The sequence below is a fragment of the Plantactinospora veratri genome, assembly GCF_036421995.1.
Classification (GTDB): domain Bacteria; phylum Actinomycetota; class Actinomycetes; order Mycobacteriales; family Micromonosporaceae; genus Plantactinospora; species Plantactinospora veratri.
Genome location: NZ_JAZGQL010000020.1, coordinates 176,132 through 188,561, shown reverse-complemented (window position 1 = coordinate 188,561; position 12,430 = coordinate 176,132). Strand labels below are relative to the sequence as shown.

Here is a 12,430-nt window from a genome sequence, read left to right as displayed (position 1 = left end):
GTCAGCGCATGCCCAGCACCGCTTCGACGATGGCCCCGGTGACCCGGTTCTGGCCGTCGCCCTTGGCGTCGGTCGAGGTCACCGAGTAGGCGACCCGGAACGCCCCGTCCCGGGTGCCGGCGAGCGCGGCGGAGTAGCCGTACCGGGAGCCGGACTTGACCCAGAGGGTTTCCCCGGTCGGCAGCCGGAAGGCGGTCAGCCCGACGCTGTAGAGCGCGGGTCCGCCGTCGACGTCGTCGACCGCCGGCAGGGTGAACATCTCGGCGAGCTGGGCGGCCGGGAGCAGCCGGCCGCCGAACAACGCTTCGGCGAAGGTGTCCAGGTCGGCCAGGGTCGAGATCAGGTCACCGGCGGCCGGGGTGATGCTCTGGTTCCAGTTGGTCACGTCGACCAGCGTGCTGGTCCCGTTCCGGGACACGCTCTGGTAGCCGTGCGCGTGCGGGCCCCGGATCGTCGGGTCGTCGCCGGGGACGTACGTGTCGTGCAGGCCGAGCGGCTGGAAGATCTGCTTCCGCATCTCCCGGGCGTACGAGTGGCCGGTCACCTTCTCGATCAGCATGCCGGCGACGATGTAACCCATGTTGGTGTACTGCTGCTTCTTCCCGGGGTCGAACGCGCGCTCGTTGCGCAGCCCGAGCCGGACGAGTTGCTCCGGTGTCCACCGGTCGTAGCGGTGCGCGAGCGCCCACTCGATGTCGTCCGGAAGGGTCGGGCTGGGCAGTCCGCTGGTGTGGTCGAGCAGTTGGCGTACGGTCACCGTCGGATAGTCGGCGGGCAGCAGGCCCGGCAGGTACCGCTGGACCGGGGCGCCCAGGTCGATCCGGCCCTCGGCGGCGAGCTTGAGCAGCACCGTGGCGGTGAACACCTTGGTCACGCTGCCGACCCGGAACCGGGCGTTGCGCGGCACCGGTGCCTGGCTGCCTAGCTTCGCCACGCCGGTGGCGCCGGTCCAGCAGCCGGCGGGAGTGGTCACCCGGACCTGCGCGCTGGTCGCCACCGCCTCGTCGGGAAGGCCGGCCATCGCCCGTTCCAGGGCGGCCGTCTCCAACTGGCCGGCCGGGCAGGCCGCGGGCCTGTGCCGGGTCGAGGCCGCCGAGGCGGCGGCGGTCGCGGGCGAGGCGAGTGGGGCGGCGCCGAGTGCGGTGGCGGCCACCAGGGCGATGGCGCGGGTACGACCCTTGCTGATCTTCATTGTCCGAGTCTGTTGCCGTACCGCGCCCCGGACATCCGGGTCGCTTCCCTGGCCGGACCCCGAAGCCACCACCTAGGGGTCCGGTACCGTCGGCCACGACGAGACGGCGACGCGGGGGGGACGGCATGACGGTCCGGGACAACGGCAACGGTGGTGGTGGTGAGGTTCTCGCGGTCGGCCAGCCGGTGACCGTCCGCCTCGTCAAGGCTCCCCGGCCGGACCTGTGCTATCCCGCGTCGGTGCTCTCCGACGACGGCATCCACCTGGTGGTCCGGGCTCCGTGGGGCAAGGACGTCGTCCGGGACATGGGCTTCGTCCAGTTCGTGCCGGGTGACGTCTGGACCGAGCACTACTGGCGGGACCGGTGGTACTCGGTCAAGGAGGTGTACGACGCCGCCGGCACGCTCAAGGGCTGGTACTGCGACGTGTCCCGGCCGGCGACCGTACGGGACGGTGTCGTCGTGGTGCCGGACCTGGACCTCGACCTGTGGGTCTCCGCCGACCTGAGCCAACTGCTCCGGCTCGACGAGGACGAGTTCGTCGCCAGCGGCCTGCCCGAGCGGGAGCCGCAGACGGCTGCCCGGGCCCGGCAGGCCCTCGACGAGCTGGCCGAACTGGCCGTCAGCGGCTTCGACACGATCACCAGCCGGTAACCCGCTCGCCTTCGGGGCGCACCGGGCCGGAGGATGATCGGCATGTCCGGGACGTACACCTGCACCGTGGGCCCGCCGGGGGCGGAGCCGGCGCGGGCCGGCGCGGGCCGGTTCGCCGCCCTGGCCGGGCCGGACGCGGTGCCGCCACCGCTGCTGATGCTGCTCGGCATGGTCTCCACCCAGGTCGGTGCGGCGATCGCCACCCAACTGTTCCGCACCACCAGCCCCGGCGGCACGACCACACTGCGGCTCGGTTTCGGCGCCCTGGTGCTGCTCGCGGTGGCCCGGCCGGCGCTGCGGCTCGGCTGGCGCACCGCCGGGCTGGTCGCGGCCTTCGGGGTGGCGATGGCCGGGATGAACCTCGCCTTCTACACCGCTCTGCAACGGGTGCCGCTCGGCATCGCGGTCACCATCGCGTTCACCGGCCCGCTGCTGGTCTCGGTCGCGACCAGCCGTCGGGCCCGGGACCTCGGCTGGGTCGTGCTGGCCGGGCTGGGGGTGGCGCTGCTCGCCGGCCTGCTCGACCTCGGCACCCTGACCGGCGGCGGCGCCGGCTCTGGCGGCGCCCCGGACGGCACGGGCCGGCTCGACGGTACGGCGCTGCTCTGCTGCGGGCTCGTCGCGCTGGGCTGGGCCGGTTACGTGGTACTCGGCAAGGCGGTCAGCACCCGGCTGGGCGGCAGCCGCGGTCTCGCCCTCGGCATGGCGGTCGGGGCGGTCTGCGTACTGCCGTTCGGGGTCGCCGGCAGCGGATCGGCGCTGTTCGACCCGTGGACCATGGCGCTGGGGCTCGGCGTCGCGCTGCTCTCCTCGGTGCTGCCGTACTCGGCCGAGATGGCGGCACTGCGCCGGATGCCGGCCCGGGTCTTCGCGGTGCTGCTCAGCCTGGAACCGGCGATCGCGGCGCTGGTCGGCCTCACCCTGCTGCACGAGACGCTGGGCTGGCCACAGTTGCTCGGCATCGGCTGTGTCGTCGCCGCCTCGCTGGGCGCGATCAGAGGCCGGTCGGGCCGGACAGGCTGAAACCCACCGGCGATATTGGGGGGTGCGGAGCCGGGGCCGGGGCGGCATCCTTGTTCGGTGGGCGTACGAGTTGAGCAGAACGGTCCGGTGCGGACGGTCGTCCTGTCCCGGCCGGAGACCAGGAACGCGGTGGACGGCCCGACCGCGCGGGAGCTGGCCGCCGCGTTCCGGAGCTTCGACGCCGACCGGGAGGCGTCGGCCGCGGTGCTCTGGGGCGAGGGCGGGACGTTCTGTTCCGGCGCCGACCTGAAGGCGATCACCACGCCGAGCGGCAACCGGGTCGAGCCGGAGGGCGACGGGCCGATGGGCCCGACCCGGATGCGGCTCGGCAAGCCGGTGATCGCCGCCGTCTCCGGGTACGCCGTCGCGGGCGGTCTGGAGCTGGCGCTCTGGTGCGACCTGCGGGTCGCCGAGTCCGATGCCGTGTTCGGGGTGTTCAGCCGACGTTGGGGCGTACCGCTGATCGACGGCGGGACGGTGCGGCTGGCCCGGCTGATCGGACAGAGCCGGGCGATGGACCTGATCCTGACCGGTCGGCCCGTCCCGGCGCCGGAGGCGTACGAGATGGGGCTGGTCAACCGGCTCGTCGAGCCGGGCGAGGCACGGGCGGCCGCCGAGACGCTGGCCGCCGAGATCGCCGGCTTCCCGCAGACCTGCCTGCGCAACGACCGGCTCTCCATGCTGGCCGCCGCCGGCCGGTCGGAGGAGGAGGCCATGCGCACCGAGTTGGCGTACGGGATGAACTCGCTCGCCACCGACGCCACCGAAGGGGTGGCCCGGTTCACCTCCGGCGAGGGCCGGCACGGGTCGTACGCCCAGGCGTGAGGCCCGGCGGGCGGGCCGGGTCGGACCGGCGGGGCGCCCCCGGGGTCAGGCCGGCAGCGGCGGCAGCGGGAGGGGCAGCGCGGGCAGGTCGTCGATGCTGCTGCCGACGTGGTCCTTGCGCTCGCAGTACGCGGCGAACTCCTCGTCGGTCTTCCGGCCGAAGTAGTCGGCGTGCAGCGTCCGCTCCTCGCGGTAGTCCATGAAGGGGATGGAGTAGCCGCAACTGTCACTGATCCGCCGCGCGGCGACCAGCACGATCGCCCGCAGTCCCGGCGAGCCGGCCTGCTCCGGGAAGTGCCGGATCAGCTCCGCCCACCGGGGGTCGTCCCGGAACACCGCCTCGCCCCGGCCGTGCACCCGGACGATGTTCGGCGGGCCGTCGAAGGCGCACCACATCAGCGTTATCCGCTCGTTCTCCCGCAGGTGCGCGACGGTCTCCGCCCCGCTGCCGCCGAAGTCGAGGTATGCCACGGTCCGCTCGTCGAGCACCGCGAGCGACCCGGCGAGCCCCTTCGGCGAGAGGTTGACGTGCCCGTCGGCGGCGAGCGGCGCGGTCGCCACGAAGAAGACCTTCTGCTGTTCGATGAAGGTGCGCAACCTGCCGTCGATCCGGTCGTACGTCTTTCCCATTTGGCCAACCTCCCTGGTGAGCCCCGGCCCACCGTAGTCGCGCCGGACAACCCCAGCGGTCGGGAGAGGGCCGGCGGACCACCTCGGGGGCCGGCGGACCACCTCGGCGGTGAGCCCGCCGGCGGCGGGGTCGGCGTCCCCACCGCCGGCGTGCGTCACCGCGACACCGGTGGGGTCGGCGTACCCACCGGAGCCGGCAGCACCGCAGGGGCGGTGGCCGCCACGCCCGGCCCGCGCACCGTCAACTCGCTTCGGCGGTACGCAGCCAGACGGCGGTGTCGGGGGGCAACAGGTCACCGTCCACCGGCCGGCTGGCCAGCAGGCGGCTCTGATGCGGCGGAAGCTCCACGGGAGCATCGGAGAGGTTCACCACGCAGGCGAACCCGGGATCGCGGGCGAAGGCCAGTACGCCGTCCGGCGCCGGCAGCCAGCGCAGCGTGCCGTCGCCGAGCGCGGGCAGGGTACGGCGGATCCGGATCGCCTCGCGGTACAGCTCCAGCATCGAGTGCGGATCGTCGGTCTGCGCCTGCACGGTCTGGTCCTTCCAGGCGGCCGGCTGCGGCAGCCAGGGCGGGGTGGAGGCGTCGTCCGGGCTGAACCCGAACGGCGCGGTGTCACCCGACCACGGCAGCGGCACCCGGCAACCGTCCCGGCCGGGGTCGACGAATCCGGAGCGCGGATACATCGGGTCCTGCCGCAGCGCCGGTGGGATGTCCTCGACCTCCCAGAGGCCCAGTTCCTCGCCCTGGTAGACGTAGGCGGCGCCGGGCAGGGAGAGCGAGAGCAGCGCGGCGGCCCGGGCCCGCACCGTACCCAGTTCCAGGTCGGTGTACGTCCCCTCGCGCTTGCTGGCGAAGCTGAACGTGGTGTCGGCCCGGCCGTACCGGGTGACCACCCGGGTCACGTCGTGGTTGGAGAGCACCCAGGTGGCCGGGGCGCCGATCGGGGCGTGCTCGGCGAGGGTGCCGTCGATGCTCTCCCGCAGCTTCGCCGCGTCCCAGGCGCAGGTGAGGAAGTCGAAGTTGAAGGCGGTGTGCAGCTCGTCCGGGCGCAGGTAGTTGGTGAACCGCTGCCGGTCCGGCAACCACACCTCGCCGATCAGCGCGCGCGGCTCGGGATAGCTGTCGGCGATCCGCCGCCAGCTCCGGTAGATGTCGTGCACCCCGTCCAGGTCGTGGAACGGGTGCGGCGCGCCGTCGACCACCTCGGGCAGGGTGGCGTCCTTGAGCAGCAGTGCCGCCGAGTCGATCCGGATGCCGTCCACACCCCGGTCGAACCAGAAGCGGAGGATCTCCTCGAACTCGGCGCGTACCCGTGGGTGGTCCCAGTTGAAGTCGGGCTGCTCGGCGGCGAAGAGGTGCAGGTACCAGTCGCCGGGGGTGCCGTCCGGGTTGGTGGTCCGGGTCCAGGTCTGGCCGCCGAACTCGCCGATCCAGTCGGTCGGCGGCTGGTCCCCGTCCGGGCCGCGCCCGGGACGGAACCAGAAGAGTTCCCGCTCCGGCGCGCCCGGACCGCCGGCCAGCGCGGCCTGGAACCAGGGATGCCGGTCCGAGCAGTGGTTCGGCACCAGGTCGGCGATGATCCGCAGGCCCTGCCCGTGCGCCTCGGCGATCAGCTCCTCGACCTCGGCGAGCGTGCCGAAGACCGGCTCGACGGCCCGGAAGTCGGAGACGTCGTAGCCGGCGTCGGCCATCGGCGACGGATACCACGGACCGAACCAGATGGCGTCGACGCCCAGCCCGGACAGGTAGCCCAGCCGCTTCCGGATCCCGGCGATGTCGCCGACGCCGTCGCCGTTGTCGTCGGCGAAGCTGCGCGGGTAGACCTGGTAGATCACCGCGTCTCGCCACCACCGGCGGTCGCGCTCTGATGTGGACACGAGTACCTGCTTCCTGGATCGGTCCGGCGAGCGTTCCACCGGCACCTGCACCCTGGGCCCGGGGTCGGAGGGTGCGGGGACCTCTGATGTGCCTCGTTTCGTGCCGATGACGATACAAACTCGATTGCGGCACCGCAATAATCCGACAGAACTCTGAAAGATGACGACTTGAGTTCGCCGGCCTCGGCGGGAGGCAGCCGGGTGGCAGAGCCGCGCCGAGCAGGGGCGCCGGTTGTCACGCCGCCGGTGGGCAGGAACCGGAAGTGCCCGGTCAGCCCGGGCGGTCGGCCCGGGCGGGTCGACCGTGCCGCGGTACGACGTGGTGAAGGTTCCCGGCGGCGGTCAGTGCCCGGGTGCCGGCGCGGTCGATCCGCGTACCACCAGTTCGGGTTCGAAGAGCAGCTCGTCGGTGAGCACCCCGACCCCCTCGATCTGGTTCACCAGCAGGTCCACCGCGGCCTGGCCCATCATCTCGATCGGCTGCCGCACGGTGGTCAGCGGCGGGTCGGTGCAGGTCATCAGCGCCGAGTCGTCGAAGCCGACCACCGAGATGTCGGCCGGCACCGACCGTCCCAGCCGGCGGGCCGCCCGGATGGTGCCGAGCGCCATCACGTCGCTGGCGCAGATGATCCCGGTGACGCCGCGCTCGATCAGCTTGCTCGCCGCGACCCGGGCGCCCTCCATGGAGAAGCTGGACCGCTCGACACACTCCTCGTCGTCGGCCCAACCGGCGACGTTCGCCATCGCGGCCAGTTTCCGGCGGGACGGCACGTGGTCGGCCGGGCCCAGCACCAGGCCGATCCGCTCGTGACCGAGCGAGCGCAGGTGCCCGTACGCCTGCTCGACCGCCACCGCGTCGTCGGTCGACACGCAGGGGAAGCCCAACTCGTCGACACCAGCGTTGACCAGTACCACCGGCAGGCCCCGGTCGGTGAGCCGCCGGTAGTGGTCGTGCGGCGCGTCGGCCAGCGCGTACGAGCCACCGGCGAAGATCACTCCGGAGACCTGGTGGTCCAGCAGCATCTCCACGTAGTCCATCTCGGAGATTCCGCCGATGGTCCGGGCGCAGAGCGCCGGGGTGAGCCCGCGCTGGGCCAGCGACCCGGTGACCACCTCGGCCAGGGCCGGGAAGATCGGGTTCTGCAACTCCGGCAGGACGAGCCCGACCAACCGGGCCCGCTCGCCGCGCAGCTTGCTGGGGCGCTCGTAGCCGAGCACGTCCAGCGCGGTGAGCACGGCGACCCGGGTGCTCTCGGAGACGCCGCCCCGGCCGTTGAGCACCCGGCTCACCGTGGCCTCGCTGACCCCGGCCTTCCGGGCCACCTCGGTGAGTCTTCTGGTCACGGCCGCGATAGTACGACAGGTACTTGCAAAAACCGAACCAAAGTTCGCCGGCCTACTGCAACAGTCCGCGCACCGCCGTCTCGATCGCGCGGTGGAACGTCGGATAGGCGTAGATCATCCCGGCCAGCGTCCTCACCGGCACCTCGGCGTGTACCGCCACCGCCAGCGCGCCGAGCACCTCGCCACCGACCGGTCCGGCCGAGGTCGCGCCGACCAGTACGCCCCGGTCGGCGTCGGCGACCAGCTTGATGAAACCCTCGTCGCCCACCTGGTGGATCCAGCCCCGGCTGGACTCGGAGAGCGGGGTGAAGGCGGTCCGGACGTTCAGTCCCCGGTCCCGCGCCTGCCGCTCGGTCAGCCCGACCGCACCCACCTCGGGATCGGTGAAGGTGACCCGGGGCAGTGCCCGGTAGTCCGCCCGCGGCCCGTCGCCGGCCGTGTCGTCGAGTACGCCGGCCCGGCGCAGGATGTCGTCGATCGCGATCCCGGCCTGGTACATCGCCACGTGGGTGAAGGCGCCGTGCCCGGTCAGGTCGCCGACCGCCCAGACCCCGTCGCCGGCCCGCATCCGGTCGTCCGTGGCCACGAACCGTCCCGTCGGATCCAGCCCGACCGTCTCCAGGCCGAGCGTGTCGAGTACGGCCCGCCGGCCGGTGGCGACCAGCAGCCGTTCGGCCCGGAGCTGGTCGCCGTTGGCCAGGTGCACGGTGAAGCCGCTCTCGTCGTGCGCCACCCGTTCGGCCCGGGCTCCGGTGTGCACCGTCACGCCGTCCGCGCGCAGTGCCGCGGCGACCCGCTCCGACGACTCCGGCTCCTCCTGGGCGAGGATCCGCTCGCCCGCCTCCACCATGCCGACCCGGACACCGAACCGGGCCAGCACCTGGGCCACCTCCGCGCCGATCGCCCCACCGCCGAGGATCACCACCGAATCGGGCAGCTCGGCCAGCTCCATCGCGTCCCGGTTGGTCCAGTACGGCGTGCCGGCGAGCCCGGGCACCGGCGGGATCACCGGGGTGGTGCCGGTACCCAGCACGACGCCGACCCGGGCCTGGAACGTCTCGTCGCCGACCCGGACCAGGCCGGGGCCGACCAGTCGGCCGGCGCCCCGGACGAACCGGCCGCCCTTGGAGGTGAACCGCTCGACCCCGGCGTCGTCGGTCCAGCCGGCGGTGGCCTCCTCGCGGATCCGCTTGGCCACGATGCTGAAGTCCGGCTCGACCCGGGCCTGTCCGGCCAGGTGGTCGACCCGGCGCGCCTCGGCCAGCGCGTTCGCGGCCCGGATCATGATCTTGCTTGGCACGCACCCCCAGTACGGACACTCACCGCCGACGAGGTCGCGCTCGATGCCGACGACCGAGAGTCCCGCCGCGGCGAGCCGGTTCGCCGTCTCCTCACCGCCCACGCCCAGCCCGACCACCACCACGTCGACCTCCGCCGTCACGTCCGTGGTCGCGCTCTCGTCGGTCTTCACGTGCGTCCGTTCCTGTTCAGCCATACCGCCAGCTTTCCCGATCCGCCCCCGGCCGGCCAGGTGGATCGGATCACCCGGCGTACCCGGCTCGGGGCGTACGCTGCGGCTGCCCGGCCCGGTCCGGCGGACGGTCGGGCCGGTGCGCGGTCGTGGGAGGGGGCAGCCCGATGATCGACGTCGACGTGCTGGTCGCCGGGTACGGGCCGGTCGGCGGGGTACTGGCCGCGCTGCTGGGCCGGTACGGCGTCTCGACGATGGTCGTCGATCCCGAGGAGGCGCCCGCCGCCCTGCCCCGGGCCGCCGTGCTCGACGCCGAGGCGCTGCGGGTGCTGGTCGGCCTTCCGGGGGTCGCCGACCTCGACCGGTGGGCGGTCGGTATCCGGTGGTCCCGATTCCTCGCCCCCGACCACAGGGTGCTGCTCAGCCTCTCCCCGGTGGAGAGCGGATTCGGGGTGCCGGCGGCGGCGCTGATCGACCAGCCGGCCCTGGAGGCGGCGCTGCGGGCCGGCGTCGCCGGGCTGCCCGGGGTGGCGGTCCGGCTCGGCCGTGCGGTGGCCGCCCTCGAACCGGCCGGCGACCATGTCCGGGTCGGGCTGGACGACGGTACGACCGTACGGGCCCGCTGGGTGGTTGGCTGCGACGGCGCGTCCAGCACCGTACGCCGACTCGCCGAGCTGCCCCTACAGGGCCGGACGTACGCCGTGCCGTGGCTGGTCGTGGACGCCGAGACCGACGAGACCGACGGGGAAGCGTCCACCTCGATGGTGCTCGACCCGCGCCGGCCCCTGGTGACGATGTCCAGCCCCGGCCGGCGCCGCTGGGAGTGGATGCTGCACCCGGACGAGGATCCGACCCAGGTCAGCGAGGTGGATTCGGTCCGCAGGCTGGTCGCCGGGTGGACACCGCCGGAGACGGTCCGGATCCGGCGGGTGGCGGTCTTCACCTTCCATGCCCGGCAGGCGTCGCGGTGGCGCCGCGACCGGATCCTGCTCGCCGGGGACGCGGCGCACCTGATGCCGCCGTTCGCCGCCCAGGGCCTGGCCAGCGGCGTCCGGGACGCGCAGAGTCTCGGCTGGCGGCTCGCCGAGGTGCTGCGGGGGCTCGCCGACGAGGGGCTGCTCGACGGGTACGAGCGGGAACGCCGGCCGCACGTGGCGGAGATGACCCGGGTGAGCCTGGCGGTCGGCCGGGTGTTGCAGACCCGCAGCCGCACCGGGTCGGCGGTACTCCGGTCGCTGATCCGGGCGCTGGCCGCGATCCCCGGGCTGCCGGCGCTGGCCGCTCGGCAGAGCCGGCCGCGACCGGCGCTGCCGAGGGGTGCCGCGGGCGAGCTGCGCGGTGCGGGCCGGATGCTGCCGAACCCGCTGGTGGAGACGGTCGCCGGGCCCGGCCGGCTCGACGACCTGCTCGGCCGCGGCTGGGCGGTGATCGGGGTCGGCTGTGATCCGGCCGCCGTCGCCGACGCCGAGGCGCTCGCCTGGATCGCCGCCCGGGACGCGGTGACCCTGACGACCGGGTCCGCGGACCCGCGACGGCCGGGCAGCCGGTCGATCGGGGACGTCGCCGGTGCGCTCGGCCGGGGGCCGACCGTGCTGGTCGTACGCCCGGACCGGTTCCTGCTCGGCGCCGTGCCGCCGCCGCTGCGCGGCCGGGACCTCGACCGGGCGATACGCGGCCTCGGCGGAAGCTAGCTCCCGCTCCGCCCCGATCTGTCGGCCACCGGGGTCTCGTCTGTCCTGATTTCGGGTACGAGGGCAATCCGTTGTCATCATCTGCCGTAATCAAGTCGTGTCTTTGCAGCAGACGATCGACATCTTGCTGGAATGAGTTCGTCTCGTTACAGTGACCGCACTCACACACGACGCCACACAGCTCCAGGGCCCGGCCATACGGCGGGTGCGGACCAGCCCAAGGCACCGCCACGGTGACGATCCCGCGGATCAGCACAGGTCATGGAGCCACCCGTTCCCGAAGGGATGGACAGATGTCCGTACCGCAGTACCGGAAGGCCGCGGCGCTGGCGCTCGTGGCCGGCCTGGGACTCAGCCTCACGGCATGCTCCACGAAGAGCGACGACGGCGACTCGAACGCCGGCGGCAAGGTCACCATCACGGTCGACTGCCAGCCGGTCGGCTCCCAGAAGGAGCTGTTGCAGAACTGGAACGCCGACGTCGCCGAGTTCCAGCGGCAGAACCCCGACATCGTCATCAAGAGCGTGAGCGTCGGCGAGCAGTGCAACAACCCGCCGGACTTCACCGCCCGGCTCGCCGGCGGCACCGTGACCGACGTGTTCTACGGGTACATGACCGACCTGCAACAGGTGCTGGACTCCGGTCAGGCGATGGACATCACCGAGTACGCCAACAAGGAGAACGTGCCGACCTGGGACAGCGTCGACCCGGCCCTCAAGGAGGTCTTCACCGACGGCGGCAAGCTCTACGCCGTACCGGTGAAGAACTACTCGATGGGGCTGGTCTACAACAAGGCGCTCTTCCAGCAGGCCGGGCTGGACGTGAACAACCCGCCCAAGACCTGGGCCGACGTCCGGGCCGCCGCCAGGAAGATCTCCGCGCTCGGCAACGGCGTCGCCGGATACTCGGAATACAGCGCCGGCAACACCGGAGGCTGGCACTTCACCGCCCTGCTCTACTCCCAGGGCGGCCAGGTCCTGACCCCGGACGGCAAGAAGGCCGACTTCAACAACCCGATGGGCCGGCAGGTCCTGCAGAACCTCAAGGACATGCGGTACGGCGACAACAGCATGGGCGCCCGCCAACTGCTCCAGTGGGGCGACCTGCTGACCAACGCCGCCGCCGGCAAGGTCGGCATGTTCATCGGTGCGCCCGACTCCACCCAGGCGATCGTCAGCCAGTTCCAGGGCAAGTTCCAGGACTGGGCGATGGCGCCGATGCCCGGCCAGGACGGCCCGGCGAAGGGGACGCTCGGCGGCGGCGAGGGCTACTTCTTCAAGAAGGGCCTCTCCCCGGAGCAGGTCAAGGCCGGCCTGAAGTGGATCGCGTACCAGAAGCTGACCCCGGGCAAGGGCCAGTTCGACTACGTACGCGCCAAGCCGCAGAACTACCCGGTCGGGCTGCCGCAGCCGCTGCTCTTCGCGAACGGCAGCGAGGCGCAGAAGCAGGAACTCGAACTGCGCAAGGCGAACGCCAACCTCGACACCGCGAACTTCGCGCTCTTCGAGGCGACCCCGGTCCCGATCAAGGGTGAGCCGCGCAACGCGCAGGCGATCTACGCGGTGCTCGACGCGGCGATGTCCGGGGTGTTGACGAACCCGAACGCGAACGTCGACGCGCTGCTCAAGACGGCCGAGGAGAAGGTCAACCAACTGCTGGCCGCCGAGAGCTGAGCCCGACGGGGTGGGGGCCGACGGCACCGGTCCCCATCCCGCCGCCGCA

Annotated in this window: 10 protein-coding genes; 5 read left to right on the top strand and 5 right to left on the bottom strand. The window is 72.7% G+C overall.

Features of this window, described 5'->3' with window-relative positions; all coding sequences use genetic code 11:
• Window position 1: 1 nt before the first annotated feature.
• Complete coding sequence (locus V1634_RS24515) at window positions 2–1,192, bottom strand: serine hydrolase domain-containing protein (protein WP_331210226.1); 1,191 nt, start codon at window positions 1,190–1,192, stop codon at window positions 2–4.
• A gap of 125 nt (window positions 1,193–1,317) precedes the next feature.
• On the opposite strand from V1634_RS24515, the gene V1634_RS24510 reads away from it, so the two are divergent.
• The 3 genes from V1634_RS24510 to V1634_RS24500 are packed head-to-tail and all read left to right on the top strand — an operon-like array spanning window position 1,318 to window position 3,693.
• Window positions 1,318–1,845: a DUF402 domain-containing protein gene (locus tag V1634_RS24510; protein WP_331210225.1), complete on the top strand. Its 528-nt coding sequence runs from the start codon at window positions 1,318–1,320 to the stop codon at window positions 1,843–1,845.
• A gap of 42 nt (window positions 1,846–1,887) precedes the next feature.
• The gene (locus tag V1634_RS24505) at window positions 1,888–2,868 is read left to right on the top strand and encodes an EamA family transporter (RefSeq protein ID WP_331210224.1); all 981 of its coding nucleotides are present in this window, start codon (window positions 1,888–1,890) and stop codon (window positions 2,866–2,868) included.
• 57 nt (window positions 2,869–2,925) lie between these two features.
• Window positions 2,926–3,693, top strand: coding sequence for a crotonase/enoyl-CoA hydratase family protein (locus tag V1634_RS24500; protein WP_331210223.1), 768 nt, complete (start codon window positions 2,926–2,928; stop codon window positions 3,691–3,693).
• A 45-nt stretch (window positions 3,694–3,738) separates the two neighbouring features.
• Here V1634_RS24500 and V1634_RS24495 read toward each other — a convergent pair whose 3' ends face one another.
• The 4 genes from V1634_RS24495 to V1634_RS24480 form a co-directional block, all read right to left on the bottom strand.
• Window positions 3,739–4,323, bottom strand: coding sequence for a pyridoxamine 5'-phosphate oxidase family protein (locus V1634_RS24495; RefSeq protein ID WP_331210222.1), 585 nt, complete (start codon window positions 4,321–4,323; stop codon window positions 3,739–3,741).
• A gap of 241 nt (window positions 4,324–4,564) precedes the next feature.
• Window positions 4,565–6,202: a glycoside hydrolase family 13 protein gene (locus V1634_RS24490; RefSeq protein ID WP_331210221.1), complete on the bottom strand. Its 1,638-nt coding sequence runs from the start codon at window positions 6,200–6,202 to the stop codon at window positions 4,565–4,567.
• A 342-nt stretch (window positions 6,203–6,544) separates the two neighbouring features.
• A complete protein-coding gene (locus V1634_RS24485; protein WP_107262679.1) occupies window positions 6,545–7,546 on the bottom strand; it encodes a LacI family DNA-binding transcriptional regulator in 1,002 nt (333 codons plus the stop codon).
• A 52-nt stretch (window positions 7,547–7,598) separates the two neighbouring features.
• Window positions 7,599–9,041, bottom strand: a complete 1,443-nt coding sequence (locus tag V1634_RS24480) for a dihydrolipoyl dehydrogenase family protein (protein ID WP_331210220.1) — start codon at window positions 9,039–9,041, stop codon at window positions 7,599–7,601.
• 143 nt (window positions 9,042–9,184) lie between these two features.
• On the opposite strand from V1634_RS24480, the gene V1634_RS24475 reads away from it, so the two are divergent.
• Together V1634_RS24475 and V1634_RS24470 are read left to right on the top strand one after the other, a co-directional pair.
• Window positions 9,185–10,708: an FAD-dependent monooxygenase gene (locus V1634_RS24475; RefSeq protein ID WP_331210219.1), complete on the top strand. Its 1,524-nt coding sequence runs from the start codon at window positions 9,185–9,187 to the stop codon at window positions 10,706–10,708.
• 293 nt (window positions 10,709–11,001) lie between these two features.
• Window positions 11,002–12,381 (top strand): ABC transporter substrate-binding protein, encoded by a 1,380-nt coding sequence (locus V1634_RS24470; RefSeq protein ID WP_331210218.1) that lies wholly within the window; start codon window positions 11,002–11,004, stop codon window positions 12,379–12,381.
• Window positions 12,382–12,430 lie beyond the last annotated feature (49 nt).

Coding starts and splice junctions, on each gene's coding strand:
- V1634_RS24475 (WP_331210219.1), top strand. CDS start 9,185: ATGATCGACGTCGACGTGCTGGTCGCCGGGTACGGGCCGGTCGGCGGG.
- V1634_RS24510 (WP_331210225.1), top strand. CDS start 1,318: ATGACGGTCCGGGACAACGGCAACGGTGGTGGTGGTGAGGTTCTCGCG.
- V1634_RS24470 (WP_331210218.1), top strand. CDS start 11,002: ATGTCCGTACCGCAGTACCGGAAGGCCGCGGCGCTGGCGCTCGTGGCC.
- V1634_RS24515 (WP_331210226.1), bottom strand. CDS start 1,192: ATGAAGATCAGCAAGGGTCGTACCCGCGCCATCGCCCTGGTGGCCGCC.
- V1634_RS24480 (WP_331210220.1), bottom strand. CDS start 9,041: ATGGCTGAACAGGAACGGACGCACGTGAAGACCGACGAGAGCGCGACC.
- V1634_RS24495 (WP_331210222.1), bottom strand. CDS start 4,323: ATGGGAAAGACGTACGACCGGATCGACGGCAGGTTGCGCACCTTCATC.
- V1634_RS24505 (WP_331210224.1), top strand. CDS start 1,888: ATGTCCGGGACGTACACCTGCACCGTGGGCCCGCCGGGGGCGGAGCCG.